At 38.2% G+C, this 25,284-nt stretch carries 25 protein-coding genes and 1 riboswitch; of the genes, 14 read left to right on the forward strand and 11 right to left on the reverse strand.

Going from position 1 to position 25,284, the window contains the following annotated elements; all coding sequences use genetic code 11:
* The first annotated feature begins 12 nt into the window (after positions 1–12).
* The 3 genes from AC3ITD_RS21705 (at position 13) to AC3ITD_RS21715 (ending at position 2,860) form a co-directional block, all read left to right on the forward strand.
* Positions 13–372: a hypothetical protein gene (locus AC3ITD_RS21705; RefSeq protein WP_489362768.1), complete on the forward strand. Its 360-nt coding sequence runs from the start codon at positions 13–15 to the stop codon at positions 370–372.
* A 10-nt stretch (positions 373–382) separates the two neighbouring features.
* A complete protein-coding gene (locus AC3ITD_RS21710; RefSeq protein ID WP_489362769.1) occupies positions 383–1,360 on the forward strand; it encodes a relaxase/mobilization nuclease domain-containing protein in 978 nt (325 codons plus the stop codon).
* Between the two features lie 195 nt (positions 1,361–1,555).
* The gene (locus AC3ITD_RS21715) at positions 1,556–2,860 is read left to right on the forward strand and encodes a leucine-rich repeat-containing protein kinase family protein (protein WP_489362770.1); all 1,305 of its coding nucleotides are present in this window, start codon (positions 1,556–1,558) and stop codon (positions 2,858–2,860) included.
* Here AC3ITD_RS21715 and rlmN read toward each other — a convergent pair.
* The 3 genes from rlmN to AC3ITD_RS21730 all read right to left on the reverse strand — a co-directional run bounded on the left by rlmN (position 2,857) and on the right by AC3ITD_RS21730 (position 5,620).
* Complete coding sequence (gene rlmN / locus AC3ITD_RS21720; protein WP_265800761.1) at positions 2,857–3,912, reverse strand: dual-specificity RNA methyltransferase RlmN; 1,056 nt, start codon at positions 3,910–3,912, stop codon at positions 2,857–2,859. The genes AC3ITD_RS21715 and rlmN overlap by 4 nt on opposite strands.
* An 88-nt stretch (positions 3,913–4,000) precedes the next feature.
* The gene (gene rluF / locus AC3ITD_RS21725) at positions 4,001–4,975 is read right to left on the reverse strand and encodes a 23S rRNA pseudouridine(2604) synthase RluF (protein ID WP_489362771.1); all 975 of its coding nucleotides are present in this window, start codon (positions 4,973–4,975) and stop codon (positions 4,001–4,003) included.
* A gap of 81 nt (positions 4,976–5,056) precedes the next feature.
* Complete coding sequence (locus AC3ITD_RS21730; RefSeq protein ID WP_489362772.1) at positions 5,057–5,620, reverse strand: DinB family protein; 564 nt, start codon at positions 5,618–5,620, stop codon at positions 5,057–5,059.
* Between the two features lie 154 nt (positions 5,621–5,774).
* Here AC3ITD_RS21730 and AC3ITD_RS21735 point away from each other — a divergent pair, with 154 nt between their 5' ends.
* Positions 5,775–6,518, forward strand: coding sequence for an RDD family protein (locus AC3ITD_RS21735; RefSeq protein WP_489362773.1), 744 nt, complete (start codon positions 5,775–5,777; stop codon positions 6,516–6,518).
* 5 nt (positions 6,519–6,523) lie between these two features.
* On the opposite strand, the gene AC3ITD_RS21740 is transcribed toward AC3ITD_RS21735, so the two are convergent.
* The 5 genes from AC3ITD_RS21740 to AC3ITD_RS21760 all read right to left on the reverse strand — a co-directional run bounded on the left by AC3ITD_RS21740 (position 6,524) and on the right by AC3ITD_RS21760 (position 9,621).
* Positions 6,524–6,847 carry a DUF2752 domain-containing protein gene (locus AC3ITD_RS21740; RefSeq protein ID WP_489362774.1) on the reverse strand — a complete coding sequence of 108 codons (324 nt, stop codon included), beginning with the start codon at positions 6,845–6,847 and terminating at the stop codon, positions 6,524–6,526.
* A gap of 5 nt (positions 6,848–6,852) precedes the next feature.
* Positions 6,853–7,371 carry a DUF5684 domain-containing protein gene (locus AC3ITD_RS21745; RefSeq protein WP_056851156.1) on the reverse strand — a complete coding sequence of 173 codons (519 nt, stop codon included), beginning with the start codon at positions 7,369–7,371 and terminating at the stop codon, positions 6,853–6,855.
* An 84-nt stretch (positions 7,372–7,455) separates the two neighbouring features.
* Positions 7,456–8,178 (reverse strand): SGNH/GDSL hydrolase family protein, encoded by a 723-nt coding sequence (locus AC3ITD_RS21750; RefSeq protein ID WP_489362775.1) that lies wholly within the window; start codon positions 8,176–8,178, stop codon positions 7,456–7,458.
* A gap of 56 nt (positions 8,179–8,234) precedes the next feature.
* Complete coding sequence (gene lipB, locus AC3ITD_RS21755) at positions 8,235–8,954, reverse strand: lipoyl(octanoyl) transferase LipB (RefSeq protein WP_489362776.1); 720 nt, start codon at positions 8,952–8,954, stop codon at positions 8,235–8,237.
* A gap of 25 nt (positions 8,955–8,979) precedes the next feature.
* A complete protein-coding gene (locus AC3ITD_RS21760) occupies positions 8,980–9,621 on the reverse strand; it encodes a 4'-phosphopantetheinyl transferase family protein (RefSeq protein ID WP_265800770.1) in 642 nt (213 codons plus the stop codon).
* Between the two features lie 71 nt (positions 9,622–9,692).
* On the opposite strand from AC3ITD_RS21760, the gene dcd reads away from it, so the two are divergent.
* The 6 genes from dcd to AC3ITD_RS21790 all read left to right on the forward strand — a co-directional run bounded on the left by dcd (position 9,693) and on the right by AC3ITD_RS21790 (position 16,677).
* Positions 9,693–10,229, forward strand: a complete 537-nt coding sequence (gene dcd, locus AC3ITD_RS21765; protein ID WP_489362777.1) for a dCTP deaminase — start codon at positions 9,693–9,695, stop codon at positions 10,227–10,229.
* An 81-nt stretch (positions 10,230–10,310) separates the two neighbouring features.
* Positions 10,311–13,001, forward strand: a complete 2,691-nt coding sequence (locus AC3ITD_RS21770; protein ID WP_489362778.1) for a carboxypeptidase-like regulatory domain-containing protein — start codon at positions 10,311–10,313, stop codon at positions 12,999–13,001.
* Positions 13,002–13,086: 85 nt separating this feature from the next.
* Positions 13,087–13,848: an enoyl-CoA hydratase/isomerase family protein gene (locus AC3ITD_RS21775; protein WP_265800774.1), complete on the forward strand. Its 762-nt coding sequence runs from the start codon at positions 13,087–13,089 to the stop codon at positions 13,846–13,848.
* Between the two features lie 118 nt (positions 13,849–13,966).
* Positions 13,967–14,848, forward strand: coding sequence for an SDR family oxidoreductase (locus tag AC3ITD_RS21780; protein WP_265800775.1), 882 nt, complete (start codon positions 13,967–13,969; stop codon positions 14,846–14,848).
* Between the two features lie 53 nt (positions 14,849–14,901).
* Positions 14,902–16,173 carry a phosphoribosylamine--glycine ligase gene (gene purD, locus AC3ITD_RS21785; RefSeq protein WP_489362779.1) on the forward strand — a complete coding sequence of 424 codons (1,272 nt, stop codon included), beginning with the start codon at positions 14,902–14,904 and terminating at the stop codon, positions 16,171–16,173.
* 3 nt (positions 16,174–16,176) lie between these two features.
* Positions 16,177–16,677, forward strand: coding sequence for an SMI1/KNR4 family protein (locus tag AC3ITD_RS21790; RefSeq protein WP_489362780.1), 501 nt, complete (start codon positions 16,177–16,179; stop codon positions 16,675–16,677).
* 90 nt (positions 16,678–16,767) lie between these two features.
* Here AC3ITD_RS21790 and AC3ITD_RS21795 read toward each other — a convergent pair whose 3' ends face one another.
* Positions 16,768–17,913, reverse strand: coding sequence for a redoxin domain-containing protein (locus tag AC3ITD_RS21795; protein WP_489362781.1), 1,146 nt, complete (start codon positions 17,911–17,913; stop codon positions 16,768–16,770).
* A 111-nt stretch (positions 17,914–18,024) separates the two neighbouring features.
* Positions 18,025–19,206, reverse strand: a complete 1,182-nt coding sequence (locus AC3ITD_RS21800) for a formimidoylglutamase (RefSeq protein WP_265800782.1) — start codon at positions 19,204–19,206, stop codon at positions 18,025–18,027.
* A gap of 71 nt (positions 19,207–19,277) precedes the next feature.
* Here AC3ITD_RS21800 and AC3ITD_RS21805 point away from each other — a divergent pair, with 71 nt between their 5' ends.
* Together AC3ITD_RS21805 and AC3ITD_RS21810 are read left to right on the forward strand one after the other, a co-directional pair.
* Positions 19,278–20,240, forward strand: coding sequence for an NAD-dependent epimerase/dehydratase family protein (locus AC3ITD_RS21805; RefSeq protein ID WP_489362782.1), 963 nt, complete (start codon positions 19,278–19,280; stop codon positions 20,238–20,240).
* Complete coding sequence (locus AC3ITD_RS21810; RefSeq protein ID WP_265800786.1) at positions 20,240–21,541, forward strand: HAD-IB family phosphatase; 1,302 nt, start codon at positions 20,240–20,242, stop codon at positions 21,539–21,541. The genes AC3ITD_RS21805 and AC3ITD_RS21810 overlap by 1 nt, the downstream gene beginning before the upstream one ends.
* Positions 21,542–21,618: 77 nt before the next feature.
* On the opposite strand, the gene AC3ITD_RS21815 is transcribed toward AC3ITD_RS21810, so the two are convergent.
* A complete protein-coding gene (locus AC3ITD_RS21815) occupies positions 21,619–22,908 on the reverse strand; it encodes a voltage-gated chloride channel family protein (protein ID WP_489362783.1) in 1,290 nt (429 codons plus the stop codon).
* 17 nt (positions 22,909–22,925) lie between these two features.
* Positions 22,926–22,987: riboswitch (Fluoride riboswitch) on the reverse strand.
* Positions 22,988–23,050: 63 nt separating this feature from the next.
* Between AC3ITD_RS21815 and AC3ITD_RS21820 the strand changes: the two genes are divergently transcribed.
* Positions 23,051–24,016: a tryptophan 2,3-dioxygenase family protein gene (locus tag AC3ITD_RS21820; RefSeq protein ID WP_489362784.1), complete on the forward strand. Its 966-nt coding sequence runs from the start codon at positions 23,051–23,053 to the stop codon at positions 24,014–24,016.
* Positions 24,017–24,162: 146 nt separating this feature from the next.
* A complete protein-coding gene (locus tag AC3ITD_RS21825; protein WP_489362785.1) occupies positions 24,163–25,227 on the forward strand; it encodes a branched-chain amino acid aminotransferase in 1,065 nt (354 codons plus the stop codon).
* The last annotated feature ends 57 nt before the right edge of the window (positions 25,228–25,284 follow it).

The following is a 25,284-nucleotide window of genomic DNA, read 5'->3' on the forward strand; positions in this document are numbered from 1 at the left end:
TTTGATATTGCTATGGGAAGAAAAATATTGAACCGTACTGTCCGGTATGCCGCTGGTTTTACGGAGGAAGAGGATATTAAAATCAAAAAGATCTGCCATCAACTTGGATCGACAAAATCAGAAATGATAAGGTATCGATTACTTAATGAACAATTTCTCGGAATCAATTCCGCTGAAGTCTTATCAAAGTTAGTAAGTATAGGTAATGAGATGGCAAAAATAAATTCAGCAATCAAATCGAGCAACCGATTTGATGCCTTATCAAGAGAAGGACAAGGCCTGAATAATACACTATTGTTAAAATACATAGATACACAGAAAGCTCTTGAAGGGCTTATCAGAAAGTTATTATCTCAGATGATCAAACAATAGCCTGGTTTCAATGATAGTTAAAATATTAAAAAAGTCAGTTGGTTTTCCTGCCATTAAGTATAATATGACCAAAGTGGCTAGAGGTGAAGCTGAAATCTTAAGTATGGCCAACGCTGGTATACTTAATGGGTTTTTAGCTATTAGTGCTCGAGACATAGAGCAATATTTCTCCGCGGTTTCACGGGCAAACTCTATCAGTAAAAAAGATCAACTCCATGTGGTATTTTCAGAAAAAGGAGAAAGGTTTTCCAAGAAGAATTTCGAGGTTTTGGGAATGAAATGGATGAAAGAAATGGGGTTTGAAAAACAGCCCTATATGATTTTTTTTCATAAGGATACTCAAAATAGACATATACATATTGTTTCTACAACTATTCGGATGGACGGATCAAAGATTTCTGATGAATTTGATTATTCCAAAGCATTAGGGGCTCTCAATACGTTATTAGGCTTAGACTCACTCGAGGAGTTTAAAAAAAAAGTTAGCCGAATGATGGGATATAAATATTCGTGCCTATCAGATTTCCAATTACTGCTTCGACAGCAAGGATACAAAAGTTTCTTATCTGATGGAATGCTCAAAATTTGCAGATATGGAAAAGTGTTTCTCAGATTAAAGGAAGAAGTTGTTAAAGAGTTTGTGCTAACAAATGCGTTTGATAAATATAGAATAGCTGAAATTGAATCCCTCATTTTACAAACTTCCGAATTCTCTGATAAAACTTGGTACCCGATTTACAGGTCAAATAAGGTAATTAGACATAATCCAGTAATAGCTCACCGGTCTGAACTATCTGAATATCTTAAAAAAGCCCATAATGTGGAGCTGATCTATAATATTAACAAAAAAACATTGGTCAGCGTTATAGTTATTGATCGCCTATCTAAAAATGTATTCACCTCTCCGCGGATATTGTCCCTGATGCTTGCTAATGAAGACAGATCAACTTCAGAAATCTATTCGGCAAAGGCCCGCTATGGGCGATGATCATCTATATCCTTCCATCTTACTACCTTGAAAATTGCGCTATTGAAGATGATTGTAAATGCTGAGCTTGATCAAATTATTTAAATTCTTAATAACTGTGCTCATAGATCTCGGCTTCTGAAGAATAGAGAATAATATTATTTCCAATTTTTGATTGTTCTCAAGACAAAACTTATCTTCGATGAAAAATTCATATTGCAAACTTTAACACAACTTATTAACGGGGAACTTTCTGGAGCCACTACTATAAAAATATCTGAAGGGCTTGATACATTTCCCGGGCAGCTTTTTGAGCTTACTGATACCTTAGAATACCTTGATTTATCATCCAATAAGCTAACAACGTTACCAGATGATTTTAGCAAGTTCAAAAAGCTAAAGGTTTTTTTCGCATCCGAAAATAGATTTGCCATTTTTCCAGCCGTTTTAGGTAAGTGCGAAAATCTTCAAATTATTGGGTTTAAGAGTAATTTAATAACGCATATCCCAAATGACTCATTACATCCTAATCTGCGGTGGTTAATCCTTACCAATAATCAGATTTCCAGTTTACCAGCATCTATTGGTGAGTGTTCAAAGCTGGAAAAGCTGATGCTTGCAGGGAATAAGTTGACGGCGTTGCCCAAGGAACTTGCAGATTGCGGTAGCCTTGCACTGTTGCGGATTGCAGCGAATCATTTAACTAAGCTGCCTGAATGGTTAGTTTCAATGCCAGGTTTAGCATGGCTGGCTTTTTCAGGTAATCATATTATAAACCAGATTAAAGGTGAGTCATTTGCAACAGTAAATATTGATCAATTTCAGCTTCGGCAGTTACTGGGAGAAGGTGCTTCCGGTACGATATTTAAAGCGACCAGTATAGATGTTAATAACCAAGATGAGGTTGCCATAAAAATATTTAAAGGAAGTGTTACCAGTGATGGCTTTCCGGAGGATGAGTTGCAAACTTATTTGGCCGCGGGGCATCACCCTTCGATTGTAAAATTGAAGTCTGTAATAGAGTTGGATGATCAGGGTAAAAAGGGTTTGGTGATGGAACTAATTCCTCCTCACTTTTACAATCTCGGAAAACCACCAACTTTGAATACGTGTACGCGGGACGTTTTTGATAAGGGCTTTAAACTCACTGATCAGCAACTGTTCGAAATTGCCATTAGTATGGCTTCTGTAGGTTCACATCTGCATGAAAGAGGAATTATGCATGGGGATTTATATGCACATAATGTTCTAGTTGATGATGCTGGGAAAACATTATTCGGCGATTTTGGTGCGGCTTCATCGTACGATAAGCGAGATCTTGCTTTAGCTTTCCATCTGGAACGAATTGAAGTAAAGGCCTTCGGATTTCTGCTCGATGATTTGCTTTCGCTTTGCAGTGCGGATATTTCTGCTTATGATGAGCTTTGTAAACTTCGCAATCTGTGCTTATCTGAAAACCAACACCTACGGCCTGGTTTCAATGACATATTAACTGAATTAACTTTGCTTAGCAGTAGTTAGTTAGCAGCTTCTTCTTTTACAGCCAATTGACCGCAGGCGGCATCAATATCTTTACCACGACTTCGGCGAATATTTGTATTGATTCCCTGGCTTTTCAAATAGTTTGAAAAAGCATCTATTTTATCGCCTTCGGCGTTAGTGAAATCTGCAAATGAAATTGGATTGTATTCAATTAAATTTACTTTGCAGGGAATATGTTTACAGAATTTCACTAAATCCATCGCATCGGAAATCTCGTCATTAAAATGGTTGAAAACAATGTATTCGTAAGTGACCGGATTTTTAGTCTTGGCGAAATAATATTTCAAGGCATCGGCCAAAGCGTTTAATGAATTTGCCTCATTGATGGGCATAATCTCATTGCGTTTCTTATCATCTGCAGCATGGAGAGAAAGAGCAAGATTAAATTTTGCTCCATCATCGCCCAACTTTTTGATCATTTTGGCAATTCCTGCAGTGGAAACCGTAATCCGCTTGTAGCTCATATTTAATCCATCTGGAGCGGTAATTCGCTCTATTGACTTAAGTACATTGGTGTAATTTAAAAGCGGTTCGCCCATACCCATGTACACAATATTGGTTAGGGGATTATTGTAGTTTTGCTTGGCTTGTTTGTCGATCAAAACCACCTGATCATAAATTTCATCTGCATTAAGGTTTCTTTTACGATCCATATAACCCGTTGCACAGAATTTACAGGTTAAGCTACAACCCACTTGCGAACTTACGCAAGCAGTCATCCGATCTTCAAGCGGAATTAAAACGCCCTCTACGATATTTCCATCTGCAAGACGAAACGTGTTTTTAATAGTATGGTCGTTACTGAACTGAGAATTGTTCACCTGAACAGCATTAATGGCAAAACTTTCATCTAATGTTTTGCGCAAATCTTTAGAAAGATTGCTCATCTCATCAAACGTAGTGGCTGATTTTTCCCATAACCACTGATAGATTTGTTTCGCCCTAAATGCAGGCTGTTGCAATGCGGTTAAGTGCTGTTGCAATTGAGGCAAATCCAATGAGCGGATATCGATTTTTTTTGCTGTTACCATTTGTTGCAAAGGTACTTAAAAAAGCTTTTAAGCTGAAAGATCAAAGCAGAAAGCTAACAGCTTAGTTTCGAATTTTACAATTTGCAGGCTATCTGCCTCTTTGTCTGGTATTTGATTTTCCTGAAGGTTTACCTTTTTGAGGTTTAGAATTTTTATGGGCAGCTCCACTTTTCCCAGCAGATTTTGAGGAAGAATGAGACGTGCTTTTTTTTGCTCCACCCGATTTCGAAACTCGTTTACTGGACTTAAATGTTTTTTTAGGTTGATCTTGTTTCAACTCGGGGATTTCTTCCCAGGAATTTGTTTTCTTTTTGCTGTTCTTCGGTTTTGCTACAGCCTCAGATGAAGATTTTTCGACACTCTTCATGATGCCATTCATCTCCTCTTCACTCAACTCTCTAAATTCACCTGTGGGAATGCCTTTCAGATTAATATTCATAATCCTTGTACGTTCCAGCTTGGTTACCTCATAACCAAAATGTTCACACATCCTGCGGATTTGCCTGTTTAAACCTTGTATCAGAATGATGTTGAAAACAAATGTACTGACTTGACGGACCTTGCACTTGCGGGTGTTTACGCCCAAAATAGGTACACCACTACTCATCTCAAACACAAAATCTTCGGTTATCGGCTTATTAACTGTAACCACATATTCTTTTTCGTGTTTATTTCCTGCTCTTAAAATCTTGTTAACAATATCACCATTGTTGGTTAAGAAAATCAACCCAGATGAATCTTTATCTAACCGGCCAATAGGAAATATACGTTCGCTATGGTTGATGTAATCAACGATATTATCTTTAACATTAGATTCTGTTGTGCTGGTAACGCCTACAGGTTTGTTAAAAGCCAATAAAATAAAATTTGATTCTTCCTTCGGTTCGATGTTATGACCATTAACCATCACCTTATCACCAGCAAAAACCTGATCTCCGATTTTGGCTCTTTTGCCATTGATGAAAACATTGCCCTTCTCGATAAATCGATCTGCTTCACGGCGGGAACACAAACCGCTCTCACTTATAAATTTATTTAACCGGGTTGCAGCATTATTGTTCATGATGCAATTTTACGGAAATAAATTATGTTATGACCACTAAGAAACAAAGAACACCAACAATAATTGGTGTTCTTTGTTTACTTAAGAAAAACCTTGATCATCCGCACTTGGACCATAACTACCTGGAATAGGGATATTCAGTAATCTTAAATAAACACCTAATTGCGCCCTGTGGTGAATAGTCTGGCTAAAGGCTAGGCGGATCATTTCATATTTAGTCAAATCGCCGAGAATTTGATCTCCATTTCGCAAAATCCATTGATTGTTTAACCGTTGAGCGTCGGCATTTTCTAATTCTTTCCTTCCACGTTGATAACTCTCTTCCAGGAGATGAATCAAATCATCGTTGGTACTTACCTTTTTTTCTTCGTAGGGAGTGGTGGCGAAATCCAAACCATCTGCGGTAATGGCTAAACTTACCCATCCTGGAAGTTCTGCAATATGGCTCGCCAATGATTTCATTTTCATGCTTCTTTCGTGGGGCGCCCAATCAAATTTTTCTGTAGGAACCAAAGCCAAAAATTTGTTAGTGGTGTTGAATTCTGCCTCGAATTCTTTCAATAATAATTTAATAATATCCATATTTTGTTGTTTTGTTTTTTCTATTGTGTTTAATTCCATCAATAATAAATCTGCTATACTCATGGTTTTTTTGATTTGCTTAAACAAAGAAAGGATGCCGGAGTGACAACCCTATGGCAGTGCGGAATTTTTCTTCAAAAAAAAACAGCTTTTATTTCATCTTTAATTTTAACGGTAAAATAGTCTGATTATCCTTAAAAAAAATTATGTTTGAAAAATGGATAGTATCAGAATTAACACTGCTCAAAATATCGATATTGAATATGAAATTGCAGGTTTGGGTGAGCGAATAGCGGCTAGATGTATAGATTTAGCAGGCTTTGCGATACTATTTGTTGTTGCCTGGATTTTGTTTATCATCGGATCTATAAGTGTTTCTGGAACATTAGGTGTGGTAATTTTGATTGTCTATCTTATTATATATGCGTTTTATGATTTAGTTTGCGAGCTCACCATGAACGGACAATCGTTTGGCAAGCGAGTGATGAAAATTAAAGTGATTAATCTGGATGGAACACAACCAACTTTCGGACAATACTTAATTAGGTGGTTATTCAGAATGATTGATTTTGGTTTTCCATTAGGCTGGGGGGTGATTGCATTGGCATCTGTAGCGGTAACCGAAAATCATCAACGGCTGGGAGACTTACTTGCCAAAACGACACTGATAAAAATGATTCCGCGTACCCAACTCAATCAGGTAGCTTTTAAGCTTAGTTTGCCAGAAGAATATCAACCTCAATTTAAAGAGGTAATGCATTTAACCGATAGAGATGTAGAACTGATCCACGAGGTGCTTACAGGTTATTATCAAACGGGAAACGCCAGCCTAATTTATGCGATGGCTGCAAAAACTAAAGAACATATTTTTGTTAGTGTGCCTGCAGGAATGAACGAGTTGCAGTTTTTAGAAACGGTGTTAAAGGATTATAATTATATCACTTCTAACCTTAGTACCTAATCCAGTTAGTGAAACATCTTTATAAAGTATGAAATCATCACGAAGTTGCCCACGATAATGATCAATACTTTCATGGCCAGATGATTGTTTTTGATTGGGAAACGATATAGTATAGCCACAAGTGAAAAGAGAAGAAGTATTGGTATAGTTGGCGGATAAATTGACCAGCTTTTAAGGAAATCGCCTTGGAAGAGCGCCATTAGAGATCTTTGGAATCCGCATCCCGGACAGTCAATTCCTGTCAATGCTTTGAAAGGGCATGGTATTAAATGATTTTGCAGCCAATCAAGTATGTTGATTAAGCTGCAAAATATAAATGTAATTGTCATTGAGATTAAACTACCGGAGGAGGATTATCGTTCGGATTGTTCTGATCGCCAAATGGCTTATTTTGATTGCCGAAAGGGTTATTCGGATTATTGAACGGATTATTAGGATTGTTGAAAGAGTTGTTTCCAAATCCGCCATTTTGTGCTTCAGCAGCTGATGGGCCTAAATACCTTGCATCACCGAAACCTAGAATTGGCCAGAAAATATAAGGGAAAATAACCATACCCACTGTAAAGCCTTCTGATTTACCAAAGCTTTTGCTTACCAAGTTGTAAAGCCAAACCATAAATACAATGTTAACACAAGGAATGATTAGCCATAATACCCAGATCATCGGCTTACCTACAATTTCTATCAACACAATAAGATTGTAAATTGGAATGATAGCAGCCCAACCTGGTTTGCCGGCTTTTTCGAATACTTTCCACATTCCAATAACCATCACAACGATTATTGCCAAATAAAAAATAACCATACCTGCACCAATTCCTGCGGCTGCTCCGCTTACTTCGTACTCATCCATAATAAATGTTTTTAAGGGTTTTAATTCAAATAGTTAAACTAAAGTAAAATTTTTAATTTAAAAACAGAATGAATCGACCTCAAATTATTTCAGAACGGCACTTACTTTTGGACTTAAAGCATCAGCCCATTCGGAATACATTTTGGCGCTTGGATGAAGTCCATCATTTGCAATAAGGGATAAATCGTTACTTGCTTTTCTTGATGCAAGTGTGATATTGGTATAGCTAACACCAGCTGAAATAGTAATCTGCTCATTAACAGCATTAAAACTATCAATTTCTGCGGCGATAACTTGAGGACTTTTACCAGCGTTTTTGCCGAAAGGAGTTATACCCCAATCGGGTATAGATACCACAAAGACCTTTGTTTTATCGCCATTGGCAAATGAAATGGCGGTTTGTAACAATTCTGCAAACTCCTTTTTATATGTTTCGATGGAATTGCCTCGATATTGATTATTCACTCCGACTAACAGCGTAACAAAATCAAATTTCTGTGTGACTTTAGCCTGCACAATTGCACTTTGCAGTTCGCTGGTTGTCCAGCCTGTGGTGGCTATAATTTTAGGATTTGCCACATTGATACCGTTATTCTTTAACAAACTTTGCAACTGGAAGGGGAATGATTCACTCTGTTTAACAGATTCGCCGATGGTATAAGAATCGCCAAGAGCGAGATAGGTTCGGCTTTGGCCAGAAGTAGGTATTGTGCTTGGGTTAGGCTGATCGATTTCGGGCATATTTGGTTGCTTACTACAAGCCGAAGTTAAGAAAGAAAATAAAACGACACTTAATAAAAATTTCATAACCCAATTTACGCAAATGGCAGATCATTAGTTTCAAGTTCGCTATTCTTTTAAAATCAGATCAGATTCATCTTAAAAAGCTCAGCGATATGATTTTTTAGGCTCTCTTTTACTTCTTCTATATCGGGTTGATATCCAAGTTCCCTAGCCAAAGAGGTAACGGCTTTATCGTCAATTCCGCAAGGAACAATGTTTTTAAAATAATCGAGATCTACATTTACATTAAAGGCGAAGCCATGCATGGTAACCCAGCGACTGCAGCGAACACCCATTGCACAAATTTTTCTGGCTTTTTCGTTATCTGCATCTAACCACACGCCGGTATAACCAGTGTAACGACCAGCTTCAATGCCATAATCTTTTAAAGTTAAAATAACAGCTTCTTCAAGTGTTCGAAGATATAAGTGAATGTCCGTAAAAAAGTTATCCAAATCCAAAATGGGGTAACCCACTATTTGGCCCGGACCGTGGTAGGTAATATCTCCACCACGATTAATTTTATAATAAGTGGCGCCCTTATCTTTTAAGCCTTGTTCATCCAATAATAAATTTTCTGGATGGCCGCTTTTTCCCAATGTGTAAACATGAGGATGTTCATTAAAAATAAGATAATTTGGTGTGGGTAACTGAGTGCCGTTTACTCTATTCTCGGTTTTTAATGCTACTGTTTTATTAAGCAATTCTTCCTGTCTATCCCAGGCTTGCTGGTAATCTGTTAAGCCCCAATCAATAAATTGCGTAGGAACTAAAGGAGCGTTTGTAGGTTGATCATCCATTTATAATTCTTAATAACATTTAGACTCAATGCACAACGTAGCCCAACATATAGCCGTCTTTTGTCTTGAAATAATTTACCGTTAATTCTCTTGAACCCGAGGGAAGAGCCACGATGGCATTTAATTTTCCTTCATTTTTAAGCTTAAAGGGCTTTATATGGATGTCGCGTTTGAATTCCAAACCCTTCTTTCCATGCCACTTGTAAATAGCTTCTTTAGCGCACCATGCCACATAAAGGCCATCTATATTGTCGCCAATTTGTTTTTGGGCAAGTTCGAGATCACTCAAAAATTTATGGCGTATACTTTTTATTTTATGTTTAATCAATTCTATATCCACTCCAACAGCATCTTTTTTGCTGATCATAACAGCTGCATAGTCGTACGAATGGCTTAAAGAGATTTGATAATCGAAATTGGTTAAATAAGGTTTTCCATCTTCATCAAATTGGCAATCGATATATTCTTTGGTATTTAACATGGTACGAAGAAGAAGTCTTGTGCTTAACCAATGCAATAGCCTTTTGCCACTGTTCAGCGTTGATATAACATCAAGCTCATGTTGCTTAAGCTGAAGGCCAGCCAACATTTCAGCTTCAGTTTCCTCAATTTTCCAGATTGCAAGAACTGAATGCTCATCAACATTTTTATTATAAATTATAGGCATTTATAAAATTGAGATTAGCATGCAAAACTATCTTAATTAATTGATAATTTAGGCCAAAAATACGCATAAAAATGATATTATCTGATAAAAGGATTTTAGAAGAAATTGATAAGGGAACAATCATAATCGAGCCCTTTAAAAGAGAAAGTTTAGGTACAAATTCTTACGATGTCCATTTAGGTAAATACCTGGCTACCTATAAAAGCCGCGTGTTGGATGCCAAGCTGCATAATGAAATTGAGCATTTTGAAATCCCGAAAGATGGTTTTGTATTACACCCAGGTACCTTATACCTTGGCGTAACCCTTGAATACACGGAAACACATGGCCACGTACCTTTTTTAGAGGGAAAAAGCAGCACCGGACGCCTTGGGATTGACATACACGCCACTGCGGGTAAGGGTGATGTGGGTTTCTGCAATACCTGGACATTGGAAATCTCTGTTGCTCAACCTGTAAAAATTTATGCAGGGATGCCCATAGGCCAGTTAATTTATTTTGTGGTAGAAGGAAATATCGAAACCATGTATAATACCAAAGGGAATGCAAAATATAATAATAAGACTACTAAACCAGTGGAAAGCATGATGTGGAAGAACAAATTTTAGAACTAAAATTCACGTTACCTTCATAAAAATATGCCTCCGGTTTTGTACCTTGAGGCATATTTTTTTACACCCTAGCCACAAATGAAAATCAAAATTACACTCGCAATCAGTTTTCTCGCACTGCTTATTGGTTTTACTGCTTTTAAGATCGATGATGATCCTTTTACCTTGCTTTTGAAAAAGCTAGAGGATTACACCAATAAATATCAACAGGAAAAGGTATACCTGCATTTAGATAAACCGTATTACGCCATAGGAGATGATATTTGGTTTAAAGGGTATGTGATCAATACAAAAACCACTGCACCTTCTCAATTGAGCAAAATTTTATATGTAGAGTTAATTAATGAAAGAGATTCGGTAAAGAAATTAGTGAAATTACCATTAATTAGCGGTATAACATGGGGCGATTTTAAGCTAACAGATTCGTTAGGAGAAGGAAATTATCGAATTAGGGCATATACCAATTACATGCGAAACTTTGGAACTGAATTCTTTTTTGATAAAACCATAAAAATCGGAAATAGTTGGGCGAACAAGGTATTTACGAAAACTGATTACACCTTTACAAAGGAAAGCAATGTGGATAAGGTTGAGGCAACCATCCATTTCGAAGATAAAAATGGCATTGGTTATAAGGAGAACGAAGTCAGCTACGATGTACAGCTTGATTATAGATCTGTTGCCAAGGGCAAAGTCAAAACAAATCTCTCTGGTGATGCTGTAATAAATTTCACCAGCAGCCAGGCGCTTGCCAATAAGTCAGGGAAAATTGTGGCAACGCTCACTTTAGAAAATAAGCAGAAAGTGGTAAAAACAATTCCAATCACCTCCACTTCTAACGATGTTGATGTACAGTTTTTACCCGAAGGCGGTTCGATGATTGAGAATCTTCCTCAAAAGATCGCCATTAAAACAGTAAATGCCAGTGGACATGGAGAAGATATAAAAGGCTCGATTGTGGACGAAACAGGATCTGAGATTACCTCATTTGAAACCAGTTATTTAGGGATGGGGAACTTTATTTTTAATGCTCAGCCGGGAAAAAACTATATAGCGAAAGTTAAATTTAAAGATGGATCCAGCAAAGATTTGAAACTTCCATTAGCTCAAAAAGCGGGATATGCCATCGCCGTTACCAATACAGATACAGCAAAGGTTACGGTTAAAATAATGGCCAGCGAAAGCTTAATTAATGGTAGTGAATTAAAAGTTGTGGCACAACAGGGTGGGAATGTTTTTTATGTTTCCAAAGCCAAAATGGATAAACAGGTTTTGGTTGCCAATATCCCGAAGAAAAATTTACCAATTGGTGTAGTACAATTCACTTTATTTTCCACAACTAACCAACCTATAGCCGAACGTTTAATTTTTGTAAATCATAAGGTCGATTTAATCGATCTAAATTTGAATACATCGGCCGTGTCAACCACCAGAAAGGGAAAATCCTCTTTTAGTTTTGATGCCACTAACCAAAATAAGCCGGTATTGAGTGTTTACTCGGTCGCCGTTACCAATGCTACCAAAGTGGCACCTGACGAGGATAACGAGTCGAATATCCTGACATCGTTATTGTTAACTTCAGATTTAACTGGATACATTGAAAAGCCTAATCATTACTTTCTAAATGATGACGTTAAAACAGTGAAAGAGTTGGATAATTTGATGTTAACGCATGGGTGGAGTAGATTTTTGTGGCGCAATGTAGCAGCCGGAACAGGGCCTGCAATTACTTACAAGCCTGAAAATTCGCTTAGCATCAGTGGAACGGTTACCAAAGGTGGCAAACCGGTTCCGGGGGGCAAGGTAATGATCATGGCATCAAAAGGAACATTTTTTATTCTAGATACGGTTACCAATGCAGATGGAAGGTTTGTGTTTGATAATTTAGATTTCCCTGACAGCACTAAATTTGTGGTTCAGGCGAGGACCAAATCAGAACGTAAGTTTGTAGATATTAATTTGGATGTGGTACCAAACCAGATCGTAACCAAGAATAAAAACACAGGAGATGTTGAAGTAAATGTGAATAATTCTTTGATGAAATATATTAAGGAAAGCGACAATTATTTTAACGAAATGACACGGCTAGGCTTGCTGGAGCGAACGATAAAGTTAGAGGAGGTGACCATCACTGAAAAAAGAAATCCGGCAAAAAATTCTGCTAATTTAAATGGCGCAGGAAGAGCAGATTATATCATGACAGCTGATGATCTTTCCACCTGCATAACTTTGTCTCAATGTTTACAAGGGCGTTTGCCGGGAGTTATTTTTCAAGGAGGAATCCCTTATCTGATGCGGAGCCAAAATACGCCAATGTCGATTATATTGGATGGAATGCGGGTTGAAGCTGACTTTCTTGATAACATTGTTCCTTCAGATGTAGAATCAATCGAACTTTTAAAAAGCATTGGCAATACCGCTATTTATGGCTCGCAAGGTAGCGGTGGGTTAATCGTCATTACAACTAAACGCGGTGGCGGGACGGCAAACTATAATAGGTATGCACCAGGAGTGGTAACGCTTAGTCCGAAAGGGTTTTCTGTTTCCAGGGAGTTTTATTCTCCAAAATACGATGCAGGCACAAATAGTAACCGGGCAGATTTAAGGACAACCATTTATTGGAATCCACAGGTTGTTGCTGAGAATGATGGCAAAGGGAAATTCGAATTTTATAATGCCGATGAGCCGGGGCAATACCGCATGGTAATGGAAGGCATTGATGCTTTTGGCCATTTAGCCAGAAAAGTTTATACTTATGAGGTGAAATAAAGAAAAATAGATAGATTTGAATATTATGCAAGCATAGCTTATAGGTTTGCCTGATACGATCAATATTTACATTTTGAAATTTAACATGGAAACAATTAAAGTAAGCGTTAGCGATAGGTTAGCAACAATTACATTGAGCAGAGGAAAGTCTAACGCATTAAATGGACAACTGATCACCGAACTAGATGACATGCTTAAAAATATCTCCGCTGATGACAATGTTGGTGGAGTAATTTTAACTGGAACGGCTCCATTCTTTTCAGCAGGTTTAGATTTAGTTGAACTTTATAATTATAATGAGGAAGAAGCAAAAGATTTTTGGAAGCTGTTTTTAAATTTCACTGCCAATCTTGTCTCCTTTAAGAAGCCGATTGTTGCAGCAATCAGTGGCCATAGTCCTGCCGGAGGATGCGTTTTGGCACTTGCCTGTGACTATCGTGTTATGGCCGAAGGGCAGTATATTATCGGTTTAAATGAAGTTCCGGTTGGGATAATTGTTCCAAACAGCATTTTTCAGATGTATTCTTTTTGGTTGGGCAAAGCGGAAGCAACCCGGAGCTTATTGACAGGTAAACTTTACAGCCCCGAAGAAGCCCTTAAGGTTGGTTTGGTGGATGAGCTGGTGAAGAACGAAAGCCTGCTTACCGCTGCAGCGCGAAAGATTAAAAAGTTCATGGAATTAGAAAGCAATACCTGGTCGCAAAGTAAACTAAATATCCGCGAAGAATTAATCGCAGCAGTGTCTGCAGATCAATCCGCTTCTCTCGAAAAAATGCTTGCACAATGGTGGTCGCCTGCTACACGCCATATTTTGAAAACTATTATTGAAAGCCTGCAAAGAAGGTAATGCGATTTTTATTTTGATGTTTTCGTCTGAAAATTGAACTATGCTTCAACTCTCGCCATTCAACAGTTTTTCAACCTAATAATAATCTAACTATAATAAACCCACTAACCAAAATATCATGCTCAACTACAATTCTCCTATGCTTAGAGAAGATGCTCTAAAAGGCAAAACCATTGTAATTACAGGTGGTGGTACTGGCCTAGGAAAAGCAATGGGAATATACTTTCTTAAGTTGGGGGCAAATCTTGTTATTACAAGTCGCAAGCAAGAGGTTTTGCAAAAAACGGCCGACGAAATGGAAGAAAAAACAGGAGGTAAAGTTTTGGCTGTAGCTTGCGATGTAAGAGATCCCGAACAGGTAGACAATGTACTGGCAAAAACTTTAGAGCGATTCGGTTCTGTAGATGTACTCTTGAACAACGCTGCTGGTAACTTCATTTCTCCTACCGAAAGATTGTCAGCAAATGCATTTTCATCTATTATCGACATAGTTTTAAAAGGAACAGTGAATTGTACCCTGGCTTTTGGTAAACATTGGATCAAAGAAAAGCAAACGGCCACGGTTTTAAATATTGTCACTACTTATGCGTTCACAGGTTCGGCTTATGTGGTTCCATCGGCCTGTGCGAAAGGTGGCGTATTGGCTTTAACCCGATCATTGGCGGTAGAGTGGGGCAAATATGGCATCCGAACCAACGCGATTGCACCGGGTCCTTTCCCAACGAAAGGGGCGTGGGAGCGCTTATTGCCTGGTGATTTAGCTAAAAAATTCGATTTCAAAAACCGTGTGCCTTTAAAAAGAGTTGGAGAACACCAGGAGCTGGCAAATCTTGCTGCGTTCTTAGTGAGCGATTTTTCAGGTTACATCAATGGCGAGGTGATTACGATTGATGGCGGTGAGTGGCTGCAAGGCGCCGGACAAATGAACGGTTTGGAAGCCATTCCGAATGAGATGTGGGATATGTTGGAACAAATGACCAGAAGTGCCAAAGGCAGTTAAACTCTGAGGTCTTGATACTCTCTACTTGCTACTAAAATATTATCTTTGCCGATATGAATATCTTACTTTTAGGTTCAGGCGGCAGAGAAAGTGCATTTGCCTGGAAAATGAGCCAGTCTTCGCACTGCGATAAATTGATTATTGCACCAGGAAACGGTGGCACAGGGGTTTACGGTACCAATATCAACATCAACGTAAATGATTTCGATTCGATAAAAAAGGTAGTTCTTGCAGAAAATATCGAACTCGTTGTTGTTGGTCCCGAAGAACCTTTGGTAAATGGTATTCACGATTTTTTCTTAGCCGACGCGTTGCTTGCACATATTCCAGTAATCGGGCCGAAAAAAGAAGGGGCTATTCTGGAAGGAAGTAAAGATTTTTCCAAGCAATTTATGGAGCGTCATGGCATTCCAACTGCCGCCTCCAAATCCTTTACTCCCGAAAGCTTACAAGAGGGTTTAGCTTACCTTGAAACGCATGCTTTGCCTGTAGTTTTAAAAGCAGATGGTTTAGCAGCAGGTAAGGGCGTTTTAATTTGCACTGAAACCGTTGAAGCACAAGAAGAATTAAAATTGATGCTTGGCGGTAAATTTGGTGCCGCTGGAGCAACGGTTGTGATAGAGGAATTTTTGAGCGGCATTGAGCTTTCGGTTTTTATTTTAAGTGATGGCGAAAACTATGTAACCCTTCCTTCAGCCAAGGATTACAAAAGAATCGGGCAAAATGATACGGGTTTGAACACTGGCGGTATGGGTTCGGTTTCTCCAGTTCCATTTGCCACCCCAGAATTTTTGCGAAAAGTGGAAGAGCGAATCATTAAACCTACTGTAGAAGGTTTAAAGAAAGACAATATCGATTACACAGGTTTCATTTTTTTTGGATTAATCAAAGTAGGTGATGATCCTTTTGTAATCGAATACAATGCGCGTATGGGTGATCCGGAAACCGAAAGTGTGATTCCGCGCGTCGAAAATGATTTGGTAGAGCTATTTATGGCCACAGCAAACAAACAGTTGAACCAGGTGAAGCTTGTGATCTCTGAACAAACTGCGGCCACGGTAATGATTGTAGCTGGTGGCTATCCTGGAGAATATTTAAAAGGCAAGGCGATTTCGGGGATTGAAAATTTACGCCATTCAAATGCTTTTCACGCAGGCACCTTGCTTGATAATGATGTAGTGAAAACCAATGGCGGTAGAGTTATTGCGATCACAAGCTTACAGAAAGACCTTTTTACTGCCTTGCAATCCGCTACGGCCGATGCAGGTAGAATTTACTTCGATGGTAAATACTTTAGAGAAGATATTGGTTTTGATTTGATATAATAAATGATAGCAGATCTACTGGAGCAGATTTCCAACGTTGCAATCTCACTAGGGGAGCAGGATTTTCCCGATCAGGTAATGCAGTCTAATTGGTTAGGATATGAGCCTGCAACAGAGTTACAAATACTTATGGCAGAGGAAAGGCTTTCCATAAGTCTTCCAGATGATTATAAAGAGTTTCTAAGAGTAACGAATGGGTTTTTATCACCTAGAGATAGTACTGAACCAACTTTTGATGCAATTGAAAAAGTTGGCTATTTAAAAGATTTGGATAGTCAACTGATCGAGATATGGAGTGGACATGAGTCTTTGGACGATATTTCCCAGCAACTTAAAAAAAGTATAAGAATAGGTAGCAACGAACAACTTTTTTTAATTATTCCACCTTCAGAAGAAGATAGAAGTTGGAACTATTGGAAATTTGCCTCATGGATTCCAGGGGAAGATGAGTATGAGGGCTTAAATGATTATTTTAAAGAAGTTCTGATTTTTTTGGAAAATTAGACAATAATCCTTAAAACCAAAAAGCCGCAGATTTGCAGATTGTTTATTAAATAAAATCTGCGAATCTGCGGCTTGGTTATAAAATGGAATCTATTTCGATTTGCTTCCCAAAAGTTCCTGAAGCTTGTCTTGCAATGCCTGTTCTCTTAAACCTTTAGCAATAATTTTCCCAGTTGGATCTATCAAAAAGTTAGCTGGAATAGAGCGAATACCATACAGCTGGGCAACCTCGTTGTTCCAGAATTTCAGATCAGAAACATGAGTCCAGGTTAACTTATCATCTGCAATGGCTTTTAACCAGGCAGCTTTTTTACCAGGCTGATCCAACGAAACACCCAATACGGTAAAACCTTTATCTTTAAACTTGTTGTAGGCTACTACTACATTTGGGTTCTCCTGGCGACAGGGGCCACACCATGAAGCCCAGAAATCAACCAAAACATACTTCCCTTTAAAGTCAGACAACTTAACAGGTTTGCCTGCAGTATCCGCCTGTGTAAAATCCATGGCCATTACACCCACAGCGGTTTTTCTACCCGCATCGAACATTTGTGTAAGTTGTTTTCCGTTGGGAGTTGCCTTCAATTCTGGAGATAGCGCTGTAAATGCCTTTTCAGCAGCACCAGCTTGTTCCGGATCGCTCGCTAATTGACCAATCGCACTCAAACTGATATATGATTTCGGGTTATTCTGTGCGAAATTTAATAAAAGCGGCGGAAGCGCTTCTGATTCTTTTTCAAATTTCTCTCTTAACTTAGTCATTAAGGCTTCATCCTTTTTCTGCTCTGGAGTAAATGCTCTATATTCAGCATCGATAGCCATCAACTTATCATTAACTGGTTTGGTTAATGCTTTTAATTTCCTGGCATCATCATTCACTGGAGAGCCAGCAATTGTAGCGTTTTTCAACGAATCTGTAGCTGTTAAATTGATATTTCCTGGTTCTACGTAGATAGATAAACCATCTAATTTTTCCCCTTCAGCAGGACGGGTAACGTAGGGGTTTTTGTTCAAATAAAGACTTCCCTGTGCAGGATTTTCAACCGTACCTTTAAAAGAAAATACTCCGTTTACTACCGTTGTAGAATCGGTAATATTTTTTCCATCGCCCTGGTAAATCAGATAAACTTTATCGCCAGCTTTTAATCCTTTTATATTGCCGTTTAATGTAAACGGTTTTTGTGCCAACGCTGCTAAAGGCAACAAGGCCAGCGCAGATAATAATATTTTTTTCATGAATGAGATTTGTTTTTTCAAAAGTAGTGATATCTACAGCTAGAACGCAACTACCTGTGTAAAATTATGGTAGCGCTTGAATGTTTGCAATTCTACAGTTTACCTATTGGATTATGACAACTTCTGAAAAGTACGCCACCATAGATCGGGCATTTCTCCGCTTACTGCAGTCTGGTAATCATCGTAACGGCAAGGTACGAGGTGATAACGTTCATTTTTCGATTGGCCTGAAGGATATGGCACCTGCATCCACCAGCGATCTGATTTTTTGCTTTTCACGAAAACCATTTCGCCTGAACCATCTTTTAAACTGGTTCTGTAAATCATAAATTGTGATTTTGGTGTAAGCGGGAAATCCTTTTTACGGGCATAAAAACCATCTACAAAATACCAGATCATCTGCGCCAGTAAAAACGCGGTCTGCCCATTATTATCGTATGCCGGGTTAAATTCGTAGAAACCAATTGAAGTCAATTTATCGTTCATGCCGGCATATCGGGCAATTCTGCAGGCTTCTTCACCGTCGAAACCATTAGGTGTAGTGTTTGCATTCGCTGCAGCATCTGCCGATCGGATCGCGCCCAGATCAAAACTGATCATGTTCGCATTGCGGATAATCGGCTCTGTCAACGTGATGTCCTGAGCAAATTCTCCAAGGCGGTGAACATCAAAATAAAGCTTATCCATCACACTAAGGCTTTCCTGATTCACAAAATAAGTTTGATACCCAATGTTGCTGTAATTGAAAAGATAATTGGGCTGATGAAGAAAGATTTTATTCAAGTAACAGTCTGATCTTGTTTCTATTCCAGGGGTATCATCGTCGCCAATATCAAATTGATTGTCGATAATTACCAGATCCACTTTTTGCTCCAAATCTTCATAGCCTAAATATTGGGCATAGGTTAAATCCTGGCCTCCGCCGATAATAATCGGGATAATGTCTTTTTTGATCAAATCAGACACCACCATTTTGATAGCAATGTAAGTATCGGCAACCGTTGCGCCGTGCTTAATATTTCCTAAATCAACAATCCTAGTGCTGAAAGCGCCTTCGTTAAGCTTGTAAAATTTTTCCCTGAAATAATCAGGTGCTAGCGCACACCCTTCATTATCTACGGCGCCTCTTCCATCTAATACACCAATAATGGCCAAATCGTAAGTGTTCTCTTCAAAATCAGGAAACGATTCGGTATAAATGTGTGCTTTTAAACCCAGCTGGCTCGTTAAAAATCCTTGCTTTGGTATAAAACTATCGGGGTTTATTGGGGAAAAGAAATCCGTTAATGACATATATTTAAAACTCTCGGCTCAAATATCTATTTTTGAATGCGTATTTCCACATATAGCTCGAAAAAAATAAAATGATACTGGTAACCGGAGGAACGGGATTTTTAGGGTCTGAATTATTAAAACAGTTAACCGATAAGGGTTTAACCGTAAGAGCGCTGAAACGTGAAAATTCAAAAATTCCGGCTATAATTAAAGACAATTCTTTAATTGAATGGGTTTTGGGCGATATTAATGAACCAGCTGACCTGGAAGAAGCCTTTGAAAAAGTAACTCATGTTTATCACTGTGCGGCTTTTGTATCTTTAAGCGCTAAACATAAAAAACAATTGTTCCATGTCAATATCGATGGAACATCAAACATTGTAAATCTCTGTGCGGAAAATAATTGCAGGCTTTTACATGTGAGCTCAGTTGCTGCTTTAGGAATAGCAAAAAGAGGAAATAAAATTTCTGAAAAAGGCTTTTGGCAGTATGATTCAAAAGCACATGCTTATGGATTATCGAAGTATGAAAGTGAGATGGAAGTGTGGCGTGGAATTAATGAAGGGCTCGATGCCGTAATTGTAAACCCCTCGGTTATTATTGGGAAAAATGCAGGTTTCGAGGGGAGCGGAGCCATCTTCAAATTAGTAAAGGACGGATTTCCTTTCTATACAACTGGTGCTTCTGGTTTTGTAGATGTAGAAGATGTAGTGAAAGCGATGATTTTGTTAATGGACGCTGAAGTTTCAGGAGAGCGCTATATTTTATCATCTGAAGATATTCATTACAAAGATTTATTTACACAGATAGCAATAGGTTTTGGAGTTAAGCCGCCAACAAAAGAAGCAAAAGCATGGATGCTTGGTATAGCCTGGAGAGCATTGAAATTCACATCCTTATTCACCAGAAATGAACCATCAATAACTAAAGACACTGCTAAAAGTAGTATCACTTTAAGCTATTACCATAATAAAAAAGTGATTGAGCAAACCGGGATCGTTTTTAAACCGCTTGCTCAAAGTATAAATGAAATTACCCAACACTTAAAATAATGCCCAAACAAAAAGCGTATTACATTATCGATTTCGACAGCACCTTTACTCAGGTAGAAGCACTTGATGAACTCGCTAGAATCTCTTTGAAGAACCACCCAGACAAAGAGGCGATTTTCCAGAAGATTGAGGACTACACCAATTTAGCCATGGAAGGCAAGCTTTCATTTTCAGAAAGTTTAGCGCAACGGGTTAAATTGCTGGAGGCAAATGAAGATCATTTGAAACAACTGATCAAACATTTAAAAAAGAAAGTTTCTACCTCATTTTCGCGTAACGCAGAATTTTTCAAGAAACATGCTGATGATGTTTTAATCGTTTCTGGCGGTTTTAAAGAATTTATTACGCCGGTGGTGAGCCAATATCACATTAAAAAAGAAAATATTTATGCCAATACTTTTGTGACCACTGGCGATGGAAAAATTATAGATTATGATCACGCGAACCCTTTAAGTGAAGAAGGTGGGAAAGTAAAGTTATTGCAGCATTTAAAATTAGAAGGGGAACTTTTCGGTATTGGCGATGGATATTCAGATTTTCAGCTGCGGGAAAGTGGGCTGATCAATAAGTTTTTCGCTTTTACAGAAAATATTGCCCGTGAAAGCATTGTTGCTAAAGCCGATCACGTAACACCGAGTTTTGACGAATTCCTCTATGTGAATGATTTGCCAAGAGCAATTTCTTACCCCAAAAACAGGATTCTTTGTTTAGTTATTGGCGATGTTGATCCATTAACGCTTTCCATACTGAAGAATGACGGCTTGTCCATCAGGCATAAAACTTCTTTCGAAGAAAAATATGTAAAAGATGTCGGCATTATCGTTTTAGCAGATGGTGAAAAGATTGATAAAGAGCAACTAAAAAATGCAGCGAAACTTAAAACGATTGGTTATTTAGGAAGCGCAAAAAATAAAATCGACTTTGATGTTTGCACTAAACAAGGAATTGTAGTATTCGATGATCCGAAAAACAATCCCCGTAATATTGATTTTGTTCCAAAACGAGTAGCTGATTTTATGAATACCGGCGCTACCTATTTGAGTGCCAATTTCCCGAATTTGCAGTTGCCGAAAATCGATAAATCGCACCGGTTAATTCATATCCATAAAAACGTTCCAGGCATTATGGCCAAAATTAATACAGTGTTCGCCAAACATGATATCAACATTGTAAGCCAGTTTCTAATGACGAATCCCGAAATTGGATATGCAATTACCGATATCAATGCTGAATACGATAAACAATTATTCAAATCCCTAAAAAAAATTGAGCACACTATAAAATTTAGGGTCTTGTATTAGCTCAAGGTTTTGACCATTATCAATGGGTTTAAGTTTTGACAACTTTACTAGCGCTTAAGAAAGAACGTTGTCAAAGCTTACCTCAAAAACTGATGTCTCTTTAATAACAAATGTTTTGGGCTACCAATAGCTTGCGAACGATAGATCCCAGTATGCCCGGAAAATAGATAGGCCGCCACGCAAGCAAGAGCAATGTACATTCCAGATGCTACACCAAACAATTCTACGCCCATAAAAATACAAGCCAATGGCGTATTTGCTGCGCCAGAGAATACGGCTACAAAACCTATTCCAGCCAATAATCCGATAGGTAAGGGAATAAAAACACTCAAGAAACTACCCAATGTTGCGCCAATAAAAAACAAGGGGGTTACTTCTCCACCTTTAAATCCACAACCTAATGTTAATGCCGTTAAAAAAAGTTTAATGGCAAACGTATAATAAGGCTCCTGTTGGGTAAATGTTTCAGAAATTACAGGAATTCCTAATCCTATATATCTTGTTGTACCCAAGAAATAGATAATCACAATTAAAATCATCCCACCAAATACTGGCCTTAAAGGCGGATACTTTATTTTACTGAACAAGTTAGAAAAGCCATGGTTCAAGGCGGAGAAAGATCTGGCCACTAAGCCAAAAACAATTCCAGCACCCAACGATAGTAACAAATTAATGGCATCGATTTGTGGCACAATACCAATGGAATAATGGGTGTGGCCAACGCCCCAAACTTTGCATGCATAATCGGCAATTATAGCTGTTAAAAACGAAGGCAAAATTGCAGTGTACACTAAACTACCAACCACGAAAACCTCTAGGCCGAAAATTGCACCTGCTAATGGCGTCCCGAATACCGACGCAAAGCCAGCACTAATTCCGCAGATGAGAATAATTTTTCTGTCGCGTGACTTTAACTTAAATAGCTTGGTAAACTGATCGGCAAAAGCACCTCCAATTTGTACAGCAGTTCCTTCTCTTCCTGCCGATCCTCCAAATAAATGAGTAATGATCGTTCCTGCAAAAATTAATGGTGCCATAATTAATGGAATTACCTTTTTGGGTGATTGTAATTCTTCAATTAAAAGATTGTTTCCTTTAACTACATGCTTTCCCCAATAATGATATGCTAAGCCAATTAAAAAACCTGCAACTGGTAAAAATGAAATGATCCAAAGGTGGCTTTCTCTGAAATTTGTTGCCCAATTTAAGGTTACTAAAAATAGGGCAGATGCAGAGCCAACTATTGCACCAATTAGCGCTGCTATTAAAAGCCATTTTAAAGTGCTCAATAATACTACTCCGAAATCCTTTTTAATAAAGGAATTGATAGACAGAAGAAATCCTTCTGTTAGTTTTTTAACAGGCATTCGAATTCAATTTAAATAAAATTGCAGGAGTCATCAGCCTGTTTGGCGGTTTTGGCGGTACCCCATCGCCGTTTTTCAAATGTATAAATTTTAGCAATTTGTTCCAAAATCTTTAACACCTTTGTACAGCTAACTTCAAATAATGGATTTTACCCCTGAAATAAAAGATAAACTTCATCAGTTACAAGAAAAATATACTGCCATGGGGCAGGATATGGCTTCTTACCTGGATGGGTTTCTATATGCCGATTTTCTCACCTACTGGGATTATATCCATTTGGATACTCTGCTAAGTTTACAAAGTCCGAAAACGCCCTTTCCTGATGAAGAAATTTTCATCATGTACCACCAAATTACAGAACTATATTTTAAGCTGGCGTTGCATGAATGCAGGCAAATAGCCGAAAAAGAGAATTTAACTGTCGAATTTTTTACCGCTCGCGTAAAAAGAATTAATGCTTATTTTAATGCATTAACAACTTCTTTCGAAGTGATGGTGGATGGAATGGAGAAAGAACAATTTTTGAAATTCAGAATGTCTTTATTGCCCGCTAGCGGTTTTCAATCCGGGCAATATCGAATGATTGAGATATGCGCAACAGATTTTATTCGTTTGGTTGATAAAAGTAAACGCGAAACGTTAAGCACCGCTACTATCGAAGAACAGTTTGAACATATTTATTGGAAGTTTGGTGCTACAGAGTTATCATCTGGTAAACAAACCTTAACATTGAAGCAATTTATTAAAAAATATGCCGCTCAGTTTTTACAGCTGGCTAAAGCTAGATCAGTTACAAATTTCTCGGCTTTATATCATCAGCTGGCAGCAAAGGGTGTTGATGTTTCTGCGCTTGCAGAAGAATTGCAGAAGCTCGATTTATATGTCAATGTCGAGTGGCCATTGTCGCACTATAAATCAGCAGTGCGTTATTTAGAAAAAGATCCGATTGATGTAGCCGCAACCGGCGGTACCAACTGGCAGAAATATTTGCCTCCGCGTTTTCAGAAACGAATTTTTTACCCTTTTTTATGGAGTGATGAACAAATGGGAGAATGGGGAAAAGGCTGGGTGCTTAGTGTACTCAAAACACTCAAAAACAAACATTAATATCAGAAAACACTATTAAAAAAGCTCGTTTTTTGCTAATTTGCGTCAATTAGAAAATGATAGATGGATTGAGTGATAGAGTGAGTGAATTTGCGATCCGCAAATCAATCGATCATTCAAAATTCTCTCATCCCAAAATTTAAATTATGACCGAGACACTAGATATAAAAATCACAAAGGCTGATCAAACTCGTTTGACAGTTACAGATTTTTCTCAATTACCATTCGGTAAAGTTTTTACCGACCACATGTTTACCGCCGATTACGAAGATGGCGAATGGAAAAATTTACAAATTATTCCTTACGGACCTATTCCAATGAGTCCGGCAATTTCTGCCCTTCATTATGGTCAGGCTATTTTCGAAGGTTTAAAAGCTTATCGCCAACCTGACGGGAAGATTAGTGTTTTCAGAGCGGACAAAAACTTTGAGCGTTTTAATAAATCTGCAGCGAGGATGTCTATGGCTACTATTCCTGAAGAAATTTTTATGCAAGGATTAGCCGCTTTGATTAATGTTGATGAGAAATGGGTACCCGACCAGGAAGATTATGCACTTTATATTCGTCCGGTTATGTTTGCTACAGATCCTTATTTAGGCGTTAGAGCATCAGATACTTACAAATTTGCTTTATTAACAACGCCTACCGGCCCTTATTATAGTTCTGCTTTAAAAGTTAAAATTGAGACAGAATTTACCCGTGCTGATGAAGGTGGAGTTGGGTTTGCAAAAACCGCCGGAAATTACGCCCGATCACTTTATCCTTTTGAGCAAGCCAAAAAAGAAGGGTTTGATCAATTAATCTGGACAGATTCTGTAACTCACGAATATATTGAAGAAGCAGGCACTGCAAATCTAATCTTTGTAATCAATGGAAAGTTAGTTACACCTTCCATTCGTAGTACGGTATTAGATGGCGTTACCCGCGATACAATTATTAAATTGGCTAAGGATGCAGGCATTGAAGTTGAAGAACGTAGGGTTTCTGTTGCAGAAGTAATTGAAGGCATTACAAATGGCACGCTAACTGAAGCTTTTGCAGCAGGTACCGCGGCTACAGTTACTCATGTTGGCGTTATTGGTTACAAAGAGGAAACCTACCAATTATCAGATCCATCAACAAGGCATATCTCTAATGGAATAGCTAAGAAGTTAAATGATATCAGATATGGCTTAGCGCCTGATGAATTTGGCTGGAACTGGGTGTTATAAGTCTAAATTAAGCATAAAAAAGCCTCGAGAATTTAAATTTTCGAGGCTTTTTTGTTA

The sequence above is a fragment of the Pedobacter sp. KH_004 genome (genome assembly GCF_057840755.1).

Coding starts and splice junctions, on each gene's coding strand:
- AC3ITD_RS21800 (WP_265800782.1), bottom strand. CDS start 19,206: ATGTCATTAACGGATTTCTTTTCCCCAATAAACCCCGATAGTTTTATA.
- AC3ITD_RS21805 (WP_489362782.1), top strand. CDS start 19,278: ATGATACTGGTAACCGGAGGAACGGGATTTTTAGGGTCTGAATTATTA.
- AC3ITD_RS21730 (WP_489362772.1), bottom strand. CDS start 5,620: ATGAGTATAGCAGATTTATTATTGATGGAATTAAACACAATAGAAAAA.
- AC3ITD_RS21710 (WP_489362769.1), top strand. CDS start 383: ATGATAGTTAAAATATTAAAAAAGTCAGTTGGTTTTCCTGCCATTAAG.
- dcd (WP_489362777.1), top strand. CDS start 9,693: ATGATATTATCTGATAAAAGGATTTTAGAAGAAATTGATAAGGGAACA.
- AC3ITD_RS21705 (WP_489362768.1), top strand. CDS start 13: ATGGGAAGAAAAATATTGAACCGTACTGTCCGGTATGCCGCTGGTTTT.
- AC3ITD_RS21795 (WP_489362781.1), bottom strand. CDS start 17,913: ATGAAAAAAATATTATTATCTGCGCTGGCCTTGTTGCCTTTAGCAGCG.
- AC3ITD_RS21770 (WP_489362778.1), top strand. CDS start 10,311: ATGAAAATCAAAATTACACTCGCAATCAGTTTTCTCGCACTGCTTATT.
- AC3ITD_RS21825 (WP_489362785.1), top strand. CDS start 24,163: ATGACCGAGACACTAGATATAAAAATCACAAAGGCTGATCAAACTCGT.
- AC3ITD_RS21775 (WP_265800774.1), top strand. CDS start 13,087: ATGGAAACAATTAAAGTAAGCGTTAGCGATAGGTTAGCAACAATTACA.
- rlmN (WP_265800761.1), bottom strand. CDS start 3,912: ATGGTAACAGCAAAAAAAATCGATATCCGCTCATTGGATTTGCCTCAA.
- AC3ITD_RS21810 (WP_265800786.1), top strand. CDS start 20,240: ATGCCCAAACAAAAAGCGTATTACATTATCGATTTCGACAGCACCTTT.
- AC3ITD_RS21780 (WP_265800775.1), top strand. CDS start 13,967: ATGCTCAACTACAATTCTCCTATGCTTAGAGAAGATGCTCTAAAAGGC.
- lipB (WP_489362776.1), bottom strand. CDS start 8,954: ATGGATGATCAACCTACAAACGCTCCTTTAGTTCCTACGCAATTTATT.
- AC3ITD_RS21735 (WP_489362773.1), top strand. CDS start 5,775: ATGGATAGTATCAGAATTAACACTGCTCAAAATATCGATATTGAATAT.
- purD (WP_489362779.1), top strand. CDS start 14,902: ATGAATATCTTACTTTTAGGTTCAGGCGGCAGAGAAAGTGCATTTGCC.
- AC3ITD_RS21820 (WP_489362784.1), top strand. CDS start 23,051: ATGGATTTTACCCCTGAAATAAAAGATAAACTTCATCAGTTACAAGAA.
- AC3ITD_RS21815 (WP_489362783.1), bottom strand. CDS start 22,908: ATGCCTGTTAAAAAACTAACAGAAGGATTTCTTCTGTCTATCAATTCC.
- AC3ITD_RS21790 (WP_489362780.1), top strand. CDS start 16,177: ATGATAGCAGATCTACTGGAGCAGATTTCCAACGTTGCAATCTCACTA.
- AC3ITD_RS21760 (WP_265800770.1), bottom strand. CDS start 9,621: ATGCCTATAATTTATAATAAAAATGTTGATGAGCATTCAGTTCTTGCA.
- AC3ITD_RS21745 (WP_056851156.1), bottom strand. CDS start 7,371: ATGGATGAGTACGAAGTAAGCGGAGCAGCCGCAGGAATTGGTGCAGGT.
- rluF (WP_489362771.1), bottom strand. CDS start 4,975: ATGAACAATAATGCTGCAACCCGGTTAAATAAATTTATAAGTGAGAGC.
- AC3ITD_RS21750 (WP_489362775.1), bottom strand. CDS start 8,178: ATGAAATTTTTATTAAGTGTCGTTTTATTTTCTTTCTTAACTTCGGCT.
- AC3ITD_RS21740 (WP_489362774.1), bottom strand. CDS start 6,847: ATGACAATTACATTTATATTTTGCAGCTTAATCAACATACTTGATTGG.